The organism is Parafrankia sp. EUN1f, assembly GCF_000177675.1.
Classification (GTDB): Bacteria; Actinomycetota; Actinomycetes; order Frankiales; family Frankiaceae; genus Parafrankia.
The window spans coordinates 1-20,465 of sequence record NZ_ADGX01000150.1 but is presented as its reverse complement, the minus strand read 5'-3'; the positions used below and the strand labels follow the sequence as shown (position 1 = coordinate 20,465).

14 protein-coding genes are annotated in these 20,465 nt (G+C 68.9%); 8 read left to right on the top strand and 6 right to left on the bottom strand.

Features of this window, described 5'->3' with window-relative positions; translation table 11 throughout:
* Positions 1-351: hypothetical protein (locus FREUN1FDRAFT_RS30795; RefSeq protein ID WP_232295490.1), on the bottom strand; the 351-nt coding region annotated here is incomplete at its 3' end.
* Between the two features lie 186 nt (positions 352-537).
* Entirely contained in the window at positions 538-1,416 is an 879-nt protein-coding gene (locus FREUN1FDRAFT_RS30790; protein WP_006544229.1) for a hypothetical protein, read from the bottom strand.
* A 193-nt stretch (positions 1,417-1,609) separates the two neighbouring features.
* On the opposite strand from FREUN1FDRAFT_RS30790, the gene FREUN1FDRAFT_RS30785 reads away from it, so the two are divergent.
* Both FREUN1FDRAFT_RS30785 and FREUN1FDRAFT_RS30780 read left to right on the top strand, forming a co-directional pair.
* On the top strand, positions 1,610-1,981 hold the full coding sequence (locus tag FREUN1FDRAFT_RS30785; RefSeq protein WP_006544228.1) for a hypothetical protein: 372 nt from the start codon (positions 1,610-1,612) through the stop codon (positions 1,979-1,981).
* Positions 1,978-3,126: a GNAT family N-acetyltransferase gene (locus tag FREUN1FDRAFT_RS30780; RefSeq protein WP_006544227.1), complete on the top strand. Its 1,149-nt coding sequence runs from the start codon at positions 1,978-1,980 to the stop codon at positions 3,124-3,126. The genes FREUN1FDRAFT_RS30785 and FREUN1FDRAFT_RS30780 overlap by 4 nt, the downstream gene beginning before the upstream one ends.
* A 13-nt stretch (positions 3,127-3,139) precedes the next feature.
* Here the strand turns inward: FREUN1FDRAFT_RS30780 and FREUN1FDRAFT_RS30775 are convergent, their stop codons facing one another.
* A complete protein-coding gene (locus tag FREUN1FDRAFT_RS30775) occupies positions 3,140-3,442 on the bottom strand; it encodes a helix-turn-helix transcriptional regulator (protein ID WP_035954628.1) in 303 nt (100 codons plus the stop codon).
* 70 nt (positions 3,443-3,512) lie between these two features.
* On the opposite strand from FREUN1FDRAFT_RS30775, the gene map reads away from it, so the two are divergent.
* A complete protein-coding gene (gene map, locus FREUN1FDRAFT_RS30770; protein ID WP_006544225.1) occupies positions 3,513-4,295 on the top strand; it encodes a type I methionyl aminopeptidase in 783 nt (260 codons plus the stop codon).
* Between the two features lie 476 nt (positions 4,296-4,771).
* On the opposite strand, the gene FREUN1FDRAFT_RS30765 is transcribed toward map, so the two are convergent.
* Positions 4,772-7,576 (bottom strand): RND family transporter, encoded by a 2,805-nt coding sequence (locus FREUN1FDRAFT_RS30765; RefSeq protein WP_006544224.1) that lies wholly within the window; start codon positions 7,574-7,576, stop codon positions 4,772-4,774.
* Positions 7,577-7,964: 388 nt separating this feature from the next.
* On the opposite strand from FREUN1FDRAFT_RS30765, the gene FREUN1FDRAFT_RS30760 reads away from it, so the two are divergent.
* Both FREUN1FDRAFT_RS30760 and FREUN1FDRAFT_RS30755 read left to right on the top strand, forming a co-directional pair.
* Positions 7,965-9,308 (top strand): CdaR family transcriptional regulator, encoded by a 1,344-nt coding sequence (locus FREUN1FDRAFT_RS30760; RefSeq protein WP_006544223.1) that lies wholly within the window; start codon positions 7,965-7,967, stop codon positions 9,306-9,308.
* 78 nt (positions 9,309-9,386) lie between these two features.
* Entirely contained in the window at positions 9,387-10,964 is a 1,578-nt protein-coding gene (locus FREUN1FDRAFT_RS30755) for a long-chain fatty acid--CoA ligase (RefSeq protein WP_006544222.1), read from the top strand.
* 62 nt (positions 10,965-11,026) lie between these two features.
* Here FREUN1FDRAFT_RS30755 and FREUN1FDRAFT_RS40300 read toward each other — a convergent pair whose 3' ends face one another.
* Positions 11,027-11,947, bottom strand: a complete 921-nt coding sequence (locus tag FREUN1FDRAFT_RS40300) for a PP2C family serine/threonine-protein phosphatase (protein WP_157475616.1) — start codon at positions 11,945-11,947, stop codon at positions 11,027-11,029.
* Positions 11,948-12,197: 250 nt separating this feature from the next.
* On the bottom strand, positions 12,198-14,888 hold the full coding sequence (locus FREUN1FDRAFT_RS40295) for a DUF4407 domain-containing protein (RefSeq protein ID WP_198144532.1): 2,691 nt from the start codon (positions 14,886-14,888) through the stop codon (positions 12,198-12,200).
* A gap of 500 nt (positions 14,889-15,388) precedes the next feature.
* Between FREUN1FDRAFT_RS40295 and FREUN1FDRAFT_RS30740 the strand changes: the two genes are divergently transcribed.
* From FREUN1FDRAFT_RS30740 to FREUN1FDRAFT_RS30730, 3 genes are all read left to right on the top strand, one after another.
* The gene (locus FREUN1FDRAFT_RS30740; RefSeq protein WP_157475614.1) at positions 15,389-17,032 is read left to right on the top strand and encodes a zinc metalloprotease HtpX; all 1,644 of its coding nucleotides are present in this window, start codon (positions 15,389-15,391) and stop codon (positions 17,030-17,032) included.
* Positions 17,033-17,669: 637 nt separating this feature from the next.
* Positions 17,670-19,484 carry a fibronectin type III domain protein gene (locus FREUN1FDRAFT_RS30735; RefSeq protein WP_006544218.1) on the top strand — a complete coding sequence of 605 codons (1,815 nt, stop codon included), beginning with the start codon at positions 17,670-17,672 and terminating at the stop codon, positions 19,482-19,484.
* A 358-nt stretch (positions 19,485-19,842) separates the two neighbouring features.
* Positions 19,843-20,465: DUF347 domain-containing protein (locus FREUN1FDRAFT_RS30730; protein WP_006544216.1), on the top strand; the 623-nt coding region annotated here is incomplete at its 3' end.

Below are 20,465 nucleotides of genomic sequence, written 5' to 3'. Positions count from 1 at the left end.
GTTCCGGTGAAGGACCATCCCGGGCATGATGCCGGGCTTCGCCTTGCCCGTCATCGTGTCACCGCTGACGGTGGCCGTCGATTTGAGGGTGAGTTTCATCGGGGAGGTGACCGCGACCGACCAGGAGATTTTGTCGCCGTCGACGCGACCGTCGGTGATCTCGAGTGTGGTGCCGTCCTGAACCATCGAGCCTGTGAATCCGGAGGCGGTGGTGGTGATCGTGAGCTCACCCTTCTGCTCGCCGATCGGTGATGAAAGGACGATTTCCCAACGTCCGTCGATGCTCATGCGCGCCCGCTCCTTCGCCGTTGGAACAGCTGACAGCGCTTTATATCGCTGTCGCCTGGGCACGCGCCCAAATCGGCACCTGAATAGCCGGGAATCGGGTGGCCGACCGGCCGGGTGGTACCCGGATAATCCGTCCGCGGCTCCGCGGCTCCGCGGCTCCGCGGCTCCGCGGCTCCGCGGCTCCGCGGCTCCGCGGCTCCGCGGCTCCGCGGCGACGTGCTCGGGACGTCGCCGCGGAGCCCACTGCTGTCAGTCCGTGTCGAGCTGGGGCTCCGCGGCGCGTCTGTTCGCCGCGCCGTCGAGAAGGTCGGCCACCGTCCGCCGCGGGGCGTCGGAGGTGGCGGGAGCGTTCCCGGCCCCGAACCGGCGCAGCAGCTCGCCGCGCACCGCCGCCGGGTTGCCGGTGACGACGCGCTGCAGCAACTGGTCCTTCTCCGCGGCGGGTAGCCCCGTCACCCACGCCTCGAGTCGCTCGGAGCCCGCGCCACCCGTCGCCCTGTCGGGAGCAGGGCTCGACTCGGCGGCGACCACGAGCAGGTCGTCGTCGAGTCGCAGGAAGGTCGCCAGCTCGCGTTGCGGGGCGGTGAGGCTGCCCAGACCGGCGGGTACGGGTGGCTCGAGCTCGTCCTCCGCATCGTCGTCGAAGGCCTCCTCGTCGCGCTCCCAGGATCCGTACGCCGCCAGCCAGGCCAGGTACAGCGCCCGGTGGTCGCCGGCGGCGAGCTCGTCGCGAAGGCCTGCGAACGGTGCCAGCGACCATTCCGCCGCGGACTCCTCACCGTCGGCTTCATCTTCGCTCGACAGCTCGAGAATCAGGTGTTCGTCCGTGGTCCAGGCGCCGACCTGGCCGTCAACGAAGTAGGGCTCCACCGCGTCGAAGGGAAGCAGCTTGGCCGGCAGCCTGAGCAGCAGCCGCCGTGAACCCCAGTCCGCGTAGTACAGATGGGCGTCGTAGTAAGCCTCGACCAGCTCGTCAGGCTGGCCGCCGAAGTCGCCCCCGTCGTACTCGTTGACGAAGCTGGTGGCGGTAATCTGTGCTCGGCTCGACAGCACGCGCATCTCTGCCTGCGCGTCGGCGTCGAGCGGCTCGTCGACGGCGAGGAACTCGTAGTACTGATACTCGCTCAACGCGCACCTCGCTGGCCGGTGGTTGGTGGTCGGTGGTGTGGTGGACGTGATGTGAACGGGGCTACCGTTCCCTCCGCCCGCCTATGGGACGTCTACCACGTCCACGGCCGCGGCTCGGCAGCGGGAGTCGGCTGGGGTTGTCAGCGCACGACCGTGATCAGCCTGGCGCGGGGCGGCGATATCCTTGTAGGCCATGGACTCTTCCGCTGCGGAGCGTCACTGGGTCGGTTGGCACCGTCGCTACGACCTGCCGGGCTCGTCGTTGAGCCGGCGGCTGGCCCTGGTCCAACGGCGGCTGCGGGAGGCACTGGACGAACAGCCCGCCGGAGAGATCCGAGTGCTGAGCATGTGTGCCGGGCAGGGGCGCGACATCCTCGGCGTGCTGCCGGATCACGCCCGCCGCGGGGATGTGCGGGCCAGGCCTGTCGAGCTCGACCCCGACCTCGCCGCCGACGCCGAGCGTGCGGCCCGCGCCGCCGGGCTGGACGGAGTCGAGGTCGTCCGGGTGCCGATCGCCCGGGCGCCTTGTGTTGATTCACCTGAGTTGTTGACATTCGGGGCATGAATCCCGTGATCGACATCGTGCTTGAGGCCGGTCTGCGCTACACGGAGACGATCGAGCCGGGTGTGGCCGGCCGGCCGGTGCGTTTCTGCCGGCTCCTGGCCGACGGTGAAACGCCTGTCGGTGAGCTGGAGGTGCATTCGTTCCGGTGGCGGTTCGGTGCTGTGGCCGTCGATGCCGAGGGCATCGGAGGGGTGGAGGTCCAACCGCCCTTCCGGCGGCGTGGGCACATGGGCCGGCTTCTCCGCCAGGCGTTGGCAGGCATGTCACAGCGAGTGGACGTCGCCGTGGTTTCGGACGGCATCCGGGGCGTGTACGAGAAGTTCGGCTTCACCACCTGCGTGGCCGAGGGATTTCTGGAGATCCGGGTTCGTGATGTGGAACGCGCCGCGGATGCGGCTGCGGATGCAGCCGCGGCTGTGGCCGACGGCGCCGCAGGGCCTGGCAGTGCGCGTGTTCGGCCTGGTTCGGCGGACGATCTGCCGGCGATGGTGGATCTCTACAACGCCGCGCACGCCCGCCGCCCGTGGACCCATGAACGTCGCGCGGACTGGAACCGGCTGGTACCGCGGACGACCTGGCGGCCGGGATCGGAGATCCGCGTGGCCGAGGTCGCGGGGGAGCCCGTGGGATACGCGATCCTCGCGGGTCGGTCGTTCGGCGACGGCTACTTCGGGCTGACTGTCGAGGAGATGGCGGCCCGCGATGCGGAGGCCGCCCGGTGCCTGCTCGCCGACGTCGCCCGGTCCGCCTGGGAGCTGCGGGTCAGCGACTTTCGGGTGCGGGAGCCGTCGGACGGGGTCGTCGGGCGGCTCGCGCGACACCTCGGCTGTGCGTACCACCAGGAGTTCCCGTCGTCCGGCGGCATGATGGCGGCGATCCTGAACCGAGCCGATCTCCTGGCCGCGCTCGAACCGGAACTTCGGCGGCGAGACGGCGGGGCGGCCACCGGTGCCGCGATGGACGACCTGGTGGGCGGCGAACTCATCCCCGACGACCGGCTGCTGGTGCGCCTGCTCCTCGGATACTCCTGCGCGACGGAGACGACCATCGCGCAACGCCATCGGGCAACCTGCGCGGCGTGGTTTCCCGGCGGTGCCACACCAGAACTGCCGATGCCCTACGCGCACGTTCTGGACCGGTACTGACCACAGGCGTGCCCTACGAGGCCAGCCGCTCGCGTGCGTCGCGGCCCGATCCGGCCGGGGTGGACGTGGCGGCCGGCTGGTTGATCTCGGCCCACACCTCGTCGAGGGAGAGGCCCAGGACGTCGGCGATCGCCGCGATGGTCGGGAAGGAGGGGGTGGCTACCCGGCCGGACTCGATCTTTCGGAGGGTTTCCGGTGAGACGCCCGCCGCCAGGGCGATGGTGAGCATCGAGCGCTCACCGCGGGCTCGCCGGAGGAGGGCGCCGAGGCGCTGACCGCGCTCGACGTCGGCGGCAGTGAGCGGCAGCCTGACCACGGTGCCGATTGTAGTACCGGTATAGTATGGCCGGGATAATTATTGGGGATGTCTGGGGAGGGTACCACGCGTGATCGAGATCCTGGACCCCGCCAGACTGGCCCGGGCGAAGGAGGCGGGCGCCCTGGTCGCTGAGATTCTGCAGACGCTGAAGAGCCGGAGCACGGTCGGCACGAGCCTCCTGGACATCGACCGGTGGACCAAGACCATGATCGTCGATGCTGGGGCGGAGTCCTGCTACGTCGACTACGCGCCGTCTTTCGGGCGTGGGCCGTTCGGCCACTACATCTGCACGGGCGTCAACGACGCCGTGCTCCACGGGCTGCCCCACGACTACCGGCTCGCCGACGGCGACCTGCTCTCGCTCGACCTCGCCGTCTCGAAGAACGGCGTCGCCGCGGACTCCGCCATCAGCTTCATCGTGGGTGACTCAAAGCCCCCGGAAAGCGTCGCGCTGATCGACGCGACCGAACGCGCGCTGTACGCGGGGATCGCCGCCGCCGGCCCCGGGGAGCGCATCGGTGACATCGCCCATGCCATCGGCTCCGTCCTCAGCGCGGCCGGCTACCTGATCAACACCGATTTCGGCGGCCATGGCATCGGCTCGACGATGCACCAGGACCCGCACGTCCCGAACACCGGGCGGCCCGGCCGTGGCTACAAGCTGCGCCCCGGCCTGATGCTGGCCCTGGAGCCCTGGGTCATGGCGGATACCGCCGAGCTCGTCGTCGATGCCGACGGCTGGACGCTGCGCAGCGCGACCGGCTGCCGGACGGCACACAGCGAGCACACCATCGCCATCACCGACGATGGAGCCGACATCCTCACCCTGCCGGCACTGGCGCGGCCCTGAGCCCTGAGCCCTGTGGCGCCTGTGGCGCCTGCGGCCGGCAATCGGGCGGCGGCCTGCGGCTCGCAGCCCGAAGATCTGAGCATTTTCGCCGTCCCAGAGTCCGTCGCAGAGTCCCGATCCCTGAGCTTGCGGTGCTTCCGCGCAAGAAGTGAGGATTCTGGCTGCTGCAGCAACCGAAATCCTCACTTCTTGTGGATTACCAAGTGGCTCCGTGCCCCCATTTATCCTATTGGCGCGAATTGCTGGTGCTGTGGGTCGGCGCGGGATCCCCGGTGGGTCGCCGTGCGCGACCAAAATCCTCAAATAATGGCTCGGCAGTAATGGAAAGTAGAAGGTCGGGATCTGGTGACAGGCCCTCCAGTGACCGAACCCCCAGGTTCTTCCCGGCGGCGTGGCGACGGCGTCGTGCCGACGGCACCACCGCGCGGACCGGCCCCGAAGGGCGGCCCGTGCGGTGGCTCAAGGGATGCCGATGCCTAGACGGATGTTCCCTTGCCGGCCTCCGCCGGCTCTCCCGCCTGCTCCTTCGTCTCCGCGTCGTCCGCGTCCGCGTCGTCCGCGTCCGCGTCGTCCGCGTCCGTGGCGTCGGCGTCCGCGTCGTCCGCGTCGTCCGCGTCCGTGGCGTCGGCGTCCGCGTCGTCCGCGTCGTCGGCGTCCGTGGCGTCGGCGTCCGTGGCGTCGGCGTCTGCCTCGTCCGCGTCTGCCTCGTCGACGTCCGTCCCGGCTGTTGCCGTGGCGGTGTCGTCCGTCCTGCTGTCGGGAGCCCCGGCGGGAGCCGTGGGAGCCGGCACGGCCGGCGGACCGGCCGGCGAGGCGGCAGCGCGGTGGATCCAGCCGCGCTCGTCCGCCCACAGCAGCAGGGGCGGCAGCACGATCAGGGCGGAGAGCAGCGCGACGCCGACGTTCAGGGCCACCACGAGTCCGAAGCCACGCAGCAGCGGCAGCTCGCTGAACGCCAGCACCACGATTCCGATGACCGCGGCCAGTGCCGAGACCATGAAGGCGCGGCCGGTTCTGGTCGCGGCCTCGTCGATCGCGGCCTGTGGGCTGCGACCACGTTCACGTTCCTCGATGTGCCGGATGACGATCAGCGTCGTGAACTCCGTACACAGTGCGATCACCAGTGGTCCGCCGACGGCGGTCAGCGGGCTGAGCTCGAAGCCGGCGGCCCAGGAGATGATCCCGGTGAGGCCGACCGCGATCAGCACCGGAACCATCGAGACCAGTGCCCGGACGAGGTTCAGGTGGCGGATCAGCAGGACGATGAACACCGCGATGAGTGCGTAGTAGGTGAGCTCGACGCGGTTCTTCTCGAAGTTCTCCAGCAGACCGGTGCCGACGACGGCCAGGCCCGATGGGGTGGCCCGCACGCCCTCGGGCGGCGACACGGTGTCGCGGATGTCGTTGACGACGACGGCCCGCTGCTCCAGCGACCCCGGGCCGGTCCGGAAGATCAGGTTGAGGGATTTTCCGTCCAGGTTGACGGTGCTCTTCTTGATCGCTTCCGGCGCCACCTTGTAGGCGCGCTCGATGTCGGCGCCGGTCGGCGCCACCAGCGTGGTGTCGGGGATCTCCATGAGGAAGCTGACCGTCGTCACCAGGCTGGACGCGGTGACCAGCTCCCCGGGGTGCTCCTCGAGCTGCTGGTAGGCGAAGTCGTGGACGAACTTCACCGTCTTGTCGTCGAAGACGTCGCCGGACTGGATGTAGATGCCCAGCTCGCTGCTGGAGCCGGTGCGCGCCTTCAGCGTCTGGATGTCCTTCACGACCTGGGAGTCCTGGTTGACCCACTTCTCCGGGTCGGTCTGGACCTTCAGATTGCCGTCGGCGAACACCCCGCCGACGAAGACCGCGACCGCGGCGACCACGAGGGGGATGGCGGCGAGCCGGGGGAGGGAGCCGAGGACGAGCACGGTCCGCCCGAGGGGCCCGTGGGAGTAGTCCTTCGGCGGGGTGGGCTTGCGGCGCTCCCGGAAGCCGAGTGAGGCGGCCATCAGCAGCACTGTCGCGACGACGATGACTGGCAGGCCGATCGCGAGCAGAACGCCGAAGTCGCGGATCATCGGCACCTGGCTGAACTCCAGGGCGAGGAAGGAGACGACGGCGGCGACGGCGGCGAGCACCAGGGCGGGCATCAGCCGGCCGAGAGCCTCCGCCACCGGATGCCCGGCCCGGTCGAGCTGTGCCTCCTCCTCGACCCGGCTGTGCAGCTGCACCGCGAAGTCGATGCCGACGCCGAGCAGCACCGGCAGGCCGGCGATCGTGACGATGGACAGCGGCACGTCGAGATACCCGGCGAGCCCGAAGGCCCAGACGAGCCCGACGCCCACCACCCCGAGTGGCAGCAGTCGCCAGCGCACCGCGAAGGCGACCACCAGCAGGACGGCCATCAGCAGCAGCGAGATGCCGCCGAGGGTGAGGAACCCACCGCGCAGGTAGTCGTTGATGTCGCGGAGCAGCGCGGCGGCGCCGGTGGTGACCACCTCGGCGTTGTCGAACGTGAGCTCCTTCGTGGCCGCTTCGGCCGCCGACGCGCCCTCACCCTCGTCCTCGATCGAGGCGTTGCCCTGCAGCCGCACCACCATCTGCGCGGTGCTGTCGCTCGGGAAGAACGGCCGCAGCGACTTGCGGATGGCGCCGGTGTTGTCATGCAGGAGGAAGTCGACCCACTCCGGGTCGTCGAAGACCCGCCGCTCCGGCGGGATCTCGTTGATCCGTTCCAGCGTCCGCAGCGAGTCCTTCAGCCGGCGGTCCGCGGAAGCGGGGTCGGGGTCACGGTCGCGGGCGCCGAGCAGGATCTGCCCGGCCGCGCTGTTGATCGGGTTCCCGTCGTCGCTGGTGACGAGGTTGTGGGTGAACTCCAGTGCGGTCAGCGGAGTGACCACGGCGGTGATGCGCGGGTCCTTCTCCAGCTTCGCGGACAGCGCGCGGAACTTCTCGACGTTGCCGGTGGTGAACAGATCCTTCAGCTCGGAGCCGGGCTTGACGGTGAACAGGCTGATCATGGCCTGGCCGCCGAACAGGGACTGGTAGTCGACGTTGTCCCGGGCGACCTGTGAGTCCGAGTTGAGGTAGTTCTCCTGACCGGTGGTGAACTCCAGCCGTGGTAACCCGAGCCCCAGAACGACGGTCACCACCGCCACAACCGCCGCGACGATGCTCGTCCGCCGGCTCAGTGTCTGCCCGATGCCCGACCAGAAGGGTCCGGTCGGACCGGGGACAGGGCCGGGTCCGGTGTCTGGGGGCGCGGTGGACTCGGAGGGCACTTTCGCGCTCGACATCAGCATGCTCCGCAGATGTGGTAGTGGGGCAGGGCTCGACGGGTGTGTCTGTCGTTCGTTGTACAGGGCTGTATAGCGCAGATCACATCAAGTTAGCTACTCGTCGGTAGTGTTGACTTTCGCGTTGATCTGTGTCTGCCGGCGGAAATGGCTGGTCGAGCGTGGTGGTTCGAGCGGGAGAAGTTGGCGGGAGAAGTTGGGGGACTCCCTCGATGTGTCGGCCGCGGTGTGACCCCTGGGGGTCCAGAAAAGTTACCGACAGGTAGCCTATGGGTGCTTCTACTGGCGAGTAGCTACATCTGGGTGGCGTCGCGGCGATGTGTTCGTGCGGCGTCCGTGCGGTGGGAGCACGGTGACCGCGCGGTGGCAGCGAGGGGAGGGGCCATCCATGGGGGCACTACCGGAGCAGCCGCCAGCCGCTCTCGCCCGCGCGTCGCGCCGAGTCGGCCGGGCGCCGAGCGAACCTGGCCTGACCGGCGTCCTCGCCACCGCCGAGAACCTGCTCGGACAGCTGGTGGAACACGCGGTCGACGCGATCTGGGCGCAGGTCCCGGCCTACCGCACGAGCACGGATGGGCAGCTGCGCGAGGATGTGACCGCGCATGTGCAGGCTGTGTTCCGAGCGCTGCTGGCCAGCGTGGCGGAGCAGCGGCCGACCCGGGCGGAGGATCTCGCGCCCACCCGGGCGCAGTCGCGTCGCCGGGCCAGACAGGAGATTCCGCTCGCCGACCTCCTGCAGGCATTTCTCGTCGGCCAGCTCACGCTCTGGGAGAGAATGGTGGCGGCCACCCGCGCCGACTCCGGTGCCCGCGCCGCGACGCTCGCACTCGCCGCCGATGTCATGCGCCTCACCGAGGCCGGGACCGCGGCGGCGGCCGAGTCCTACCTCGATGAGCAGCGGTTCCAGCTTGCCGACAGCGACCGCCTGCGCCGGGACGTCCTTGAGGATCTGCTGGCCGCGCGCGAGCTGCCGGACGGCCCGAAGCGGTCCCTGCTGCTCTCGGTCGGCCTGGGAACGCGGACCAGGATCGTGGCGCTTTCCGCGGTTCCCGTGGCCCCGTTGTCGGCTGACCAGCAGTTGCGGGACGCCGCTTCGACCCTGCGCAGAGCGGTGGTCCGCGGCGGCGCCGGTCTGGTCGTGGTGCGGCAGGCGGAGATCGTCGCGGTGTCGCCCGTCCCCGCCTGCGCGGCGGAGGTGGTGGAGCGCCTCGAGGCGTTGGTGGATGCCCTCGGCCGGGACGGGGTCCGCCTCGCGGTGGGTGTCAGCGCCGTGCATGACCAGCTCGCCGATTTACCCGAAGCCTATTCGGAGGCTCGCCTCGCCCGAAGAAGCCTGGGCGAGCACGGCGGGGTCGTGGTGCTGCCCCTGCTGTCGAGTTTCGACTATCTGCTGATGCGGGACGACTCCCTGGCGCGCCAGCTCGTGCGACCGGCGGTGCGGCGATTCGTCGAGGAGGACTCGGCGTGCGGCTCAAGGCTGATAAAGACGTTTCTCGCATACACCGCCAGTAATCTCAACGCGAAGACCGCGGCCGAGCTGCTGCATCTGCACGCCAATACCGCGTACTACCGGCTGGAGCGCATTGCCGAGCGCACGGGATGTGACCTGCGCTCCGTCGAGGACGTGATCGAACTGGTCGTGGCCATCCGCCTGCTCGCGCCCGGCAGTGTGGTGCGGCGGCCGGAGCGGCCCGGCGGGCGGTTTGTGGACGAGTCACAGCCGACTTCGTGACCCGGCCACTAGCTCGCCGGACAGGTAAAGGAACAGAGTGGTTGCGCGCCCCACACACGCGGTCTCACGGAGGTGCTCGTGCTCAACTTAGCCGTGTTGCTCGAGGACAGCGCACGCGCGGTTCCGGATCGGACCGCCATGGTCTTCGACGATCGCCGCTGGACGTATCACGAGGTGAACGCGATGGCGAACCTGGTGGCCAGCGCATTGGTGGATCGAGGCATCAAAGCGGGGGACCGGGTCGCGTTGAGCTGCCCCAACCTGCCGTACTTCCCGGTCGTCTACTACGGGATCCTCAAGGCGGGCGCGGTCGTTGTACCGCTGTCCATCCTGCTCACCGAGCGGGAGATCTCCTACCATCTGAGTGATTCCGGTGCGCGGGCCTTCTTCTGTTTCGAGGGGACCGACGACCTTCCCATGGGCGAGCGCGGGCTGGCCGCATTTGATTCCACACCGGGATGTGACCTTTTTGTTCTCCTCGCGGCGGACCTGGCGGCGCAGACCGGCCGGGTGCCCGGCGAGACACTCCTGCAGTTCGCCCAGACGGGCTCGCCCGACTTCGCCACCCGGCACACCGTCGAAACCGACACCGCGGTCGTGTTGTACACCAGTGGAACCACGGGGAACCCGAAGGGCGTCGAGCTCACCCACAGCAACCTGGTACACAACGCGTTGATGTGCGGCCGGCTCTTCAACGTTCAGGCGGACGATATCCAGCTGGTGGCCCTGCCGCTGTTCCACACCTTCGGGCAGACCGTTCACATGAACTGCGGATTCGCCACCGGCGCCACCCTGGTGCTGCTACCCAGGTTCACCGCGGAGAAGGCGTTGGATCTTATTGAGCGGGAGAATGTCACCGTCTTCGTCGGCGTGCCCACCATGTACTGGGCTCTGCTGAATCACGTGGCCACCACCGGGTACGACGCCTCGGCGGTCCGCGCCAACCTCCGGCTCGCGGTGGCCGGCGGCTCGTCGCTGCCCATGGAGGTCCTCACCTCGTTCGAGGAGCGCTTCGGGGTTCCGGTTCTGGAGGGCTACGGCCTGTCCGAGACCAGCCCGGTCGCCACGTTCAACCGCCTGGACCGGCCGCGCCGACCCGGTTCTATCGGCCTGCCGGTCTGGGGCGTCGAGATCCGTATCAGCCGGGATGACAGCACCGAGGCGGCGGTCGACGAGCCCGGCGAGATCTGCGTCCGTGGGCACAACGTGATGAAGGGCTACCTCAACCGCCCGGAGGCCACCGCGGAGGCGATCGACCCGCAGCAGTGGTTTCACACCGGAGATATCGGAACCAGGGACGCCGACGGCTACATCTACGTGGTCGACCGCAAGAAGGACATGATCATCCGCGGTGGTTTCAACGTCTACCCGCGGGAGGTCGAGGAGGTCCTGCTCACCCATCCCGCGGTCAGCCTGGCGGCGGTGATCGGCGTTCCTCACCCCAGCCACGGCGAGGAGGTGAAGGCCTTCGTCGTGCTGCGGGCTGATGCCGAGGCGACGGAGAAGGAACTGGTCGACTGGTGCCGCGAGGTCATGGCCGCGTACAAGTACCCGCGCATCGTCGAGTTCATGGAGTCTCTGCCCATGACCGCCACCGGCAAGATTCTCAAAAGGGCCCTGTCGCCAGGCAAACCGCGTACCGGCGCACGGTGCTGACTCCATTGAGGCGGGGGCGGGGTGTTGGTGACGGCCCCATGCCAGTCTTCTCGGGAAATCAGTTAGCCGACGTCGACGACCACGACCGTGGTGTCATCGCGGGTGCCGGCGCCTACGGCCAAGGCGAGCAGCGCAGCCGCGGCATCGGTGGGCCCGAGCGCCGTCATGCCGTCAATCTCGGCGGCGATGTCCTCGGGCGTGAGTTTCTCGGTAAGCCCGTCGGTGGCGAGCACGAACCGGTCGCGGACGCTGAGCGGGATTGCGATCGTCTCCACGACGAGGTCGGCTGCCTGGCCGACGGCACGCAACAGCGGTCCGCCGTCGATCGCGTGCGGCCGGGTGATCGCCACGCACGGCGTGCCGGAGCCGCGGTGCCAGACGGTCCCGTCCCCGACGTGCGCCACGACCGCCGTCCGGCGTCGGCCGTCCGGCCGAACGACCAGCACGTCGACGGTGGTCGCCATGCCGTCCAGACGGGCATCCGTCCTCGCGCGCTCGAGCACCGCGGCGTTCGCGGCGAGGACCGCCTCCTCGAGGGCGACGGCCAGGTCCACCCGGCGAGCCGGTCTCAGCGCGGCGATGGTCGCCAGTGCCACCGCGGAGGCGACCTCTCCCGCGGCCTCGCCACCGACGCCGTCGGCCACACTTGCGAGAAGATCGCCGACCAGGTGGAAGTCCTCGTTCGCAGACCCCCCGGCACGTGTGGCAGCGCCGGAGACGAAGACCGCGGCCGCGGGTGACTCGGGAACCGACGGCCTGTCCGGTATCGCTGGGACCACCGGCTTGACCGACACGGCTGGGGCCGGCGGCTTTGTGACGTCCAGAACGGCCGTGGGGGCGGGCAGGGCGCCGGGCCCGAGGTGGGGCGGCGGGAGCGCTGGAACGGCACCGAGCTCCGCGGTCGCGAGGCTTCGGCCGGCAGAGACCGGGCTGCCCGAACCCGGGCCGGAGCCGCCCGCGGATTCGTCCGCGAATTCGTCCATCACGGCGTCTGACCGGGGCTCGGTGCGGTGGGCCGCTGACACGGCGACCGCGGATCGTCTGATCCTTGAGAACAGGGGAGCGGCCCAGGGCTGCCCCAGAACGAGGAGGGTGAGAGCTCCGAGGGCGACGACGCCGACGACGATGGAGACCAGGACGGTGTTGATGGCGTGCTCCCTCCGCGGGCCCTGTGCCGGCTGGCACGGGCGGGGCGGGCCGTCGACATGGATGATCCCAGTTTGCCCTGCACGGCTACCGGCCGGTCCGGCCAACCGGCAGGTTCGTCAGCCGCGCGCGCCGGACCGCCACCTTGGCGTGGCCAAGGTCGTCGCGGGCCGCTTCCAGCGCACGCTTCGAGCTGACGCCCTCGCCCGCGCGCAGATCGGGGTCGTACGACAGCCAGCGGTCGGCCAGGTCCGCGACCGGTGCTGGCAGCCCGGGATGGATCGCGTCGAGACGGATCGGGCGGGCGCGACTGGTCAGCTCGTAGTAGGAGAAGAGGTCGACGAAGGCTCCGCCGCCACTTGCGCGGTACTCCCGCAACAGCGGTGGTTCGCCACCGACGAGCTGATAGAGGATTCCGCCGATCGAGAACAGGTCGGCCAGCGGCGTTGACCAGTCACCGTTGTGGGAGAGCTGCTCCGGCGCGCAGAAGAACGGAGTTCCCATCCGCAGGAGGGCCGACGGGCCGGGAGCACGCTGGTAAAAACGAGCCAGACCCCAGTCGATGATCCGTGGTGTCTCCCCGTCAAGGACGATGTTGGCCGGCTTCAGGTCGTGGTGGACGAGGCCGCGCCCGGCCGCGGCGGCCATCCCCGCGAGGATCTGGTCGACGGTCTGCAGACACCAGCCCAGCGGGCGGGTCGGTCGCAGTGTGCAGTGCCGCTCCAGGCTGCCGGGGTGATATTCGGGCATGACGATGAACAGGTAGCTCTGGCCCTGCACCTGGTCGACGAGCGTCCCGTAGTCGAGGATCTCGCCGATGAATTTCCGGTTCCGGCCGTCACCGCCCGGCATCTCGTCCGCGACATCCATTTCCCGCTGCAGTGCCCGTGCCCTGGCCAGCTGGGTTTCCGCCGCGCTGGTCTGCCGTCTGTCGACGGCATGGACCGTCTTGATGACGATCTTCGGTTCGCGGGCCTCCAGGTCGGTGCCATGCCAGACCACTCCCTGGCCGCCCCGGTCGGCGTTGACCAGCGGCCGGTCGATCCGCCAACGATTCTTGATCACCTGGCCGACGAGTGGCTGGCCCGGCCCCGTGTCGGGGATCGTGTCGGGGGCCGGGTCAGGCTGGTTCTCCGAGTCCGGCCGCGGGCCGGGATCCGGAGTGGGGGTGGGCGTCGGAACCGGTGAGGGCTGCGGCGCCGGGCTGGGATCGGGCTCCGGTTCCGGTTCCGGCCGTGGGCCAGGGTCCGGGGCAGGCATCGGGCTGATGAGGACATCGTCAGGCGGAAGCGTCGGCGTGGGGATCGGAGCGGGCGCAGGCGTGGGCCTGGTCGGCGGCGTAGGCATCGGCGCAGGTGCCGGTGGCGTGGGCCTGGTCGGTGGCATGGGCCTGGTCGGTGGCATGGGCCTGGTCGGCGGCAGCGGCGCCTGCGGCATCCGGTATTGGGATACCAGGTCAAGCAGCCTCACGGCCTTCTCCAGGCCGATCCTCGCGATCTCGATCTCGGCATCGGCGTCCTGCCGGGCTTTCGCGACCTTCTGCTGGGCCAGGGCCGCGTTCACAGCCTGCTCCTCGTAGTACCCGAGGAGCCGGGCCGCGATGTCCTTCACCTTCGCGCGGTGCGCCTTGTGGTTGTGCCACAGCTGTAGAGCGTTCGCCTGCCCGTCGAGCTGGCGGGCCCACAGGGCGCTGCGCTCCTGCTCCGCCCGCGCGGTGCTGTCCAGGGTCCGCTTGAACAGCAACGGGCCGAGGTCGATGCCGAAGAGCAGGAGGGTGAGGATGATCCGCCAGGCGAGTACCGAGTGGTCGTCCGTGGTCAGGCGCCAGAACCCGGCCTCGCGCAACAGCAGATCGTCGCCGGCGAAGAATCGTCTCCTCGCGTCCGCCTGATAAGCGGACCGCTCGAGGTCCCGGGTGGCCCGGAAACCGATGAGGCTGTTCTGCGCGGCCGTGACGGCGTTCTGAGCCGTCGTCTGCTCGCGCTGCCGGTCCGCGAGTGCTTCCAGCGCCTTTTCGTAGATGGGGCCCGGACCGGCGTCGCAGGGCTGGTCCTTGTAGGTTCCGCCGACCTGCTGGCAGTTCACCCAGGCCTGGGCATCGACGACCGCGTCGTCCGCGCTCCTTTTCGTGGTTTTGGCCTTGGTCAGTTCCTGGTCGAGGTTCCGGTCGGTTTCAGCCCGGCCCTCGTCCCACTTCTTCATCGCCTCGTTCAGGCGTTCGGACTTGATTTCGTCGGTCTTCGGCGTGATCGAGTCGGCGAAGAACGACAGCAGAATCGACTCGGTCACCAGGAGTCCGGCGCAGAGGGCGATGAGCAGCCGCACCCAGTGCGTTCCGCCCAGGTAACGGACCCGGACCCGGTTGCGGCGGGCCCGGTAGGCGGCGACCGTCAGCAGGACCGACCGGTCGATGAAGAGGATGAACGCGGCGTAGACCAGCCCGAAGGGCAGTGTCGCGATCAGCGAGGTGTGGAAGCCGAGTGCGGCGACATTCGCCCCCGAATAGACCGCGAGCCCGGCGGTGAGCAGCATTAACACACCGGCTGTTATGAAGCGGGACCGGTCGTTCGTCTCGACCGCACCGGGCTGCGTACCGGTCAGGAAGATCAGCAGGTCGCCGATCCGGCGGCTGAACCGCTGCCGCTCATGGTAAGGCGCCCCTCGGAAGGCGTTGTCCGGAACATGATCTGAGTAAAAGTCGGGTGTGGTGGCCGCGACAGGAGCATCAGCCTCGCCCACCATGCCGACATCTGACGGCATGGTCAAAGTGTCGTCCACGGATCCCCCCATCCCGCGTCCATCGGCGCTCCCCACACGCGGCCGATGGCATGACGTCAGGCTGGAACCTAGCCGGTCGGCGATCGAGGAAGCGTCGTATTGCTGCGGTGTTGGGGCTCGTTGGGTGGTCATGCTCAGGGCGGCGGGATTCGAGTAGCGGTAGTGCGTCTACCTGACGGTTACTCGTGCGGAGGTAGTGTGTCCACGCGGTCGGTACTCGCGTGGGCGGCAGGTCAGGCAGACGCAATCGTCCAGGCGGGGCTGCGGAGCCCGGATCGCTTCAGGCGATGTTCAGCGCCCCGCTCGGCGGTGGCGAGCCCGCGATCGAACAGCGCCTGGTTCGGGCCTGATCACACCGTGGCGGCGGGGCATGCTGAACTGCTCGCCAGGCTGTCCCGCGGTCGGGGCCCGGCAGGAATTCTGCTGCGCCTGGACCCGGTTCGCAGTAATGTTGGCGACTTGGCGGGGCCGGTTTAGCGGGGTCAGTCCGGGGGGCGGGCGTGGCAGGGTATGTCTGGCGGCGTTCGGCGGCCGGGTTGTCGTTGTTGGGCGGCGCACTGATTATGGGCTGCTGGCTGCTCACCTTCTTCACCCCCGTGCCTTTCCTCGTGCCGTTGGCCGTGGTGGCGGTCCTCGCCGTCGTGCAGTTCCTGGTGGGGCCGTGGCTGGTGGAATGGCTGGTGCCGGCCCACGAGCTGGCACGAGGCGAGGACGGGTATCTCAGCGACGAGCCGGTCGCCGCGATGGTCGCCCGGCAGTGCCGGCTGGCCGGAGTTCCGCTGGTTCGGCTCGGCATCGTCGAGGACGGCGATCCGAACGCCTTCACCTTCGGTCACACCCGGCGGGACGCCCGGGTGTGGATCAGCCGCGGGTTGCTCGACCGCCTTGACGACCGCGAGGTCGAAGCCGTGGTGGCGCACGAGATCGGCCACATCCGTAACCGCGACTTCGCGGTGATGACGGCGGCGTCCGTGGTGCCAGCCCTGCTGTACTACGTCACGGCCGGAGCGCGCGGTGGCGACCAGTCCGGCGGGAACGACCCGGTCAGGATTCTCGGATTCGTCGTCTACCTGATTTCCGAGCTGGCGCTGCTCGGCCTTTCCCGGGCCCGGGAGATCGGAGCCGATCACGCCTCCTGCGCGGCGACCGGTGACGGGGACGCCCTGTGCTCGGCGCTGGTGAAGATCGTGTACGGGATGGGGGAGCGGGACCGGGCTCTCGCCGAGCGCGTCGCGGACCTCCGCGAGAACGACCACCATCGGGAGGCCAGGCGTCTGGCCCGTAAGGAGGGCCGGACCCGAGCGGCCGGCGCGCTCGGTATCGCCAGCGCCGGCTCGGCGCCGTCGCTGGACACGGCCGGGCCACAGCTGCCGCCGGAGCGGCTGGTACGGGCGCTGCGCTTCGAGGTCACCAGCCCCTGGGCCCGCTGGCAGGAGCTGCTGTCCACCCATCCGCTGGTCGCGACCCGGATCGCGGCGCTGGAGGGGAGCGGCCTGCCCGGCGCTCCCCGGGTGTGGCGGGGGGTGCGGAACGCGGCCCAGGCGGGTGTCGAGGAGCGTCTGCGGGCACGGGCGCAGTTCTTGGGGGAGCTGCCGGTGCACTACGGTGGCTGGCTCTGCCTCGGCGCGGCGTTGTTCACTTCCAAGGGCGATCAGGCCAATCCAACCCTCGTCGCCGGTCTGGTGGCGGCCGCCGGCGTGCTGCTGGTGATCCGCGCGACGTTGCGGGCGCCGCTGGGCGCCCCGGAGCCGGTCGCGCGGGTCGCCGACCTGCTGGACCGCCTCGACGCCGGCCCGGTCACCGCCATACCGGTCAGGCTGCGGGGGACGATCGTCGGCCGAGGCGGATTCCTGGCCTCACCGGACCTGATCCTCGACGACGGCAGCGCGATGGTGACCGTCCACTACGACGGCCCGCTGCCAGTGGCCGGTTTCCTGTTCGGGGCCACCCGGGCCGCTGCCTTCGTCGGTGAGGACGTGGAGGTGACGGGCTGGTATCTGCGCGGCCCCGAACCGTATGTGGAGCTGCGCGCGGTGAGCGGCACGGCGGCGGGAAGCGTCCGGTGCTGGTCGTACGTATTCCGCTACCTGCTCTCCGCCGCGGTGCTGCTCACCGGCGCGCTGGCGCTCGCCTACACGCTCTGAGTCCGGGACTCGCCTGCCACGCGCCGAAGGAGCCTCGTCTTCGCCTGCTGTCACAGCATGACGGGTGCGGCGATGCTCGCCCCGGCCTCGGCCCTGGAGCAGCTGTTCCGGAGTACGCCGGGGTGGATTCTTCCGGCTCCGCCCAGCCGGGGACTCGTCTGGCTTTCTGAAAGCAATATTTCCTCGCTCGGTTCGACCTGAGAATCTGCACAGGCGCTGACCAGCGCAATCTCGCCGCAGATACGCAGCGCTACCCGGACTTCTGTGCCGGAGTCATCGTCCCGCCAGAGACAACCGTTTGGCCGGTTCCGGCCACAAGTCTTGCCGGTTGTTCCGGTGCCGATACCATGGGTGCGGCAGATTTATTCTGGCGAATTTAACTTCGATGCACCCTGCCCGGTTCTCTTTGATACCCCGGTTGAATTGTGATTGCTGTTCCCTGATGTCGCCGGGTGCCGCCGATCCCATTTTGTGGAGAGCTCATGCCGGTTTACTGGCGCTCGCCCCACCCGCGCGGACCGCCCGGCCGGGAATCTTGACACCCGCACAGCTCGATATTCGTAAAGGGTGACGGTCGCGCCGTGCCCCGGTGGGTCATCACCCTGTCATGTGTTGCCGTCATCAGGTGAGGTCATCGGTGTTATCGAAGTTCAAGCGCTGGCGAACCCTGTGCGCCATCGGGATTTTCTCCGTCCTCGCACCGGCTATTGTCGCGTGTAATCCAATTGGCGACAGTGAGGGATTCGGTCCCTGGCCGGCGCAGTTCCGCTACCGTATCGGCGCCACGTCGTCGTTCACCGACGTCGACGGAAACGTGTGGGCGCCCGATCCCGGGCCGTCGACGCAGACCTCGGGCGGGACGATCGACTACACGCCCCACTCCGTGCCAAACACGAACAACGACGCACTGTATGCCACCGAGCGGTGGGGCGTGTTCAGCTACCACTTCACGGGGCTGACGCCGGGCGTGGCGGTGCTGCACATGTACTTCCGCGCGACCTGGGAGGCCGCGGAGGGCCAGCGGGTCTTCGACGTGGTCGCCAACGGTGCGACGATCATGGACGAGTTCGATATCTACAAGGACTCGGGAGATGCGGCCTGGACGGCCGACGAGCAGGATCACGACGTCACGATCGGTAGCGACGGCGTTCTCGACGTGAGCTTCCCGGCTGCTACGGCGAACTACGGAGTGCTCAGCGCGATTGCATTGTCTCCGGCGATCAGTGGAGTGCCGGGCCTGAGCAGCCTGAGCGCGAGCGACATCACCGCGAGTTCCGCCCAGCTGAATGCCGTGATCGCTCCCAAGAACGGGACGACGTCGTACCACTTCGAGTACGGGACGACGGCCTCCTACGGTTCCAGGGTTCCTGCGTCGAGCGACCGGTGGGTTTCTGGCACACGGTCGAACGCGACCGTCGCCGAGACAGTGAGTGGTCTTTCGCCGAGCACTACCTATCACTACCGTCTGGTCGCCTCCAACGGGTCTGGTTCGGCATCCTCCGGGGACCAGACGTTCACGACACCTGCCGCGACGAGCTCCGGTCGCATCACGCGCTCAGGTTCACAGCTTCGCCTGAATGGCGCGCAGTACAAGTTCACCGGATTCAACTGGTACGGCGCGATCACCGGATGCCGGCCGGGTGAGCTGCCCACCGCCGCGGAGGCCGATGCCATCTTCGCGGCGCTTCCCGTGCACACGATGGTCCGGGTATGGGCCATGCCTTCGGGTACCAGCGTGGACACCGCGAGGCTGGCTGCTCTCGATGTCATCTACAACGCTGCGCATGCGCACGGCCACTACCTCGACCTGGTGCTGGAGAACGGCCTTTCGGACTGCACAGGGCTGCATCCCACCTACAGCGCGACCCCGAGCGCGGCGGAGATCGCCTGGCTGGACGCGGTGGTGACCCGCCACACCGACGAGACGGTCGCGATCATCGAGCCGGCCAACGAGGCGAACACCGGGGACGCCAACTTCAAGGCGTGGAACGACGCGATGGCCGCCCGCATCAAGGCGGACAACCCCAACGTGCTGGTCGGCACCGGAACCGGGAACAACGACTCGAACCAGAGCGTGATCCAGAACTACAGCTCCAGCTCGAACATCGATCTGATCTCGTATCACGGCTACTCCAGCCCGACGAACTCCTGCGAGGCGCGCGCCTGTACCATCACCGCCGGCGCGGCGGCTGCTCTCAACAAGCCGTGGTACGCGGGTGAGCGCGGGTTCTGCTGTGGCGGCGGCAGCACCGGAACAAACGCCGGAAACGCTCCGCTACTGGGCCCGATGTACACGGCGTTTCTGAACAACTCGACCAATGCCGGGGTCACCTACTGGGACTTCCTCCGTGGCGGCACCGATCCGACGTCAATTACGCCCGATGTCGGCGGGGGAGTCGGCTCGCCGATGTGGAACGCCTTCAAGGCGTATTCCAACCCGTATCATGCGTGACGCTCGCTAGAATTTGCTGAGGTTTCGGCGAAAGCGGTTCCCGAATATCTGGGAGCCGCTTTCGTCGTTGGTATCCCAGCAGCTGGGCGTGCTGGCGTTCGCTTTCACGCTCTGAGCGCGGGACTCGCCGTCACGCGCCGAGTCCGGGCTCAGAAGCGTTCGAGGTCCGGCGGCGTTCGGGGACGAGTGCCAGGCCCTGCCGAGGTCGATCGGGCCTGCCCCGGCGGCCGGGTGGGCCTGATGGCGGGCTTGGCGGTGGGCCCGATGGCGGTCACATGGTTCCCACATGATCCTCATGATGAGCTGGCCTCCGCCTACCTGGGCCTTCCTCGAGTCAGTTCTAGCCAGAGGGACACGGATGCCGGTCATCTCGCACCGCCTGGTTCACGCCCGGGAGCCGCTCGCTCCCAAGGTCCCTGAGATCACGGCCTTGTTCTGGGTGGTCAAGATCCTCACGACCGGGATGGGGGAGGCTGCCGCGGACTACATTGCCCACAAGAACCTCGCCATCGCGGGGGCGGTCGGCCTGCTCGGCTTCGTCGCGGGGCTGTGGATGCAGTTCCGGGCGCGCCGCTACTCGGCCCCGGTCTACTGGTTCGCGGTGATGATGGTCGCGGTGTTCGGCACCATGGCCGCGGACGGACCGCCGCTCGGGCACATCGGTTCGACGATTTTCTACGCGCTGCTCCTCGCAGTCGTCCTGCGCCGGTGGTACCGCAGCGAGGGAACCCTGTCGATCCACGGCATCGTGACCCGCCGCCGCGAGACCTTCTACTGGCTGACGGTGCTCGCCACGTTCGCGCTGGGCACCGCCGCGGGTGACCTGACCGCGGACTCGCTGCGCCTCGGCTACCTGACCTCCGGCGTCCTGTTCGCCGTCGTCATCGCGTTGCCGGCGATCGCCTGGCGCTGGTTCGGCCTGAGCGAGGTAGCCGCATTCTGGTGCGCCTATGTGCTGACCCGGCCGCTGGGTGCCTCGTT

Bases quoted from the DNA above. Each gene is read 5' to 3' on its own strand.
- FREUN1FDRAFT_RS40300 (WP_157475616.1), bottom strand. From the start codon at position 11,947: ATGGACGAATTCGCGGACGAATCCGCGGGCGGCTCCGGCCCGGGTTCG.
- FREUN1FDRAFT_RS30780 (WP_006544227.1), top strand. From the start codon at position 1,978: ATGAATCCCGTGATCGACATCGTGCTTGAGGCCGGTCTGCGCTACACG.
- FREUN1FDRAFT_RS30785 (WP_006544228.1), top strand. From the start codon at position 1,610: ATGGACTCTTCCGCTGCGGAGCGTCACTGGGTCGGTTGGCACCGTCGC.
- FREUN1FDRAFT_RS30765 (WP_006544224.1), bottom strand. From the start codon at position 7,576: ATGTCGAGCGCGAAAGTGCCCTCCGAGTCCACCGCGCCCCCAGACACC.
- FREUN1FDRAFT_RS30760 (WP_006544223.1), top strand. From the start codon at position 7,965: ATGGGGGCACTACCGGAGCAGCCGCCAGCCGCTCTCGCCCGCGCGTCG.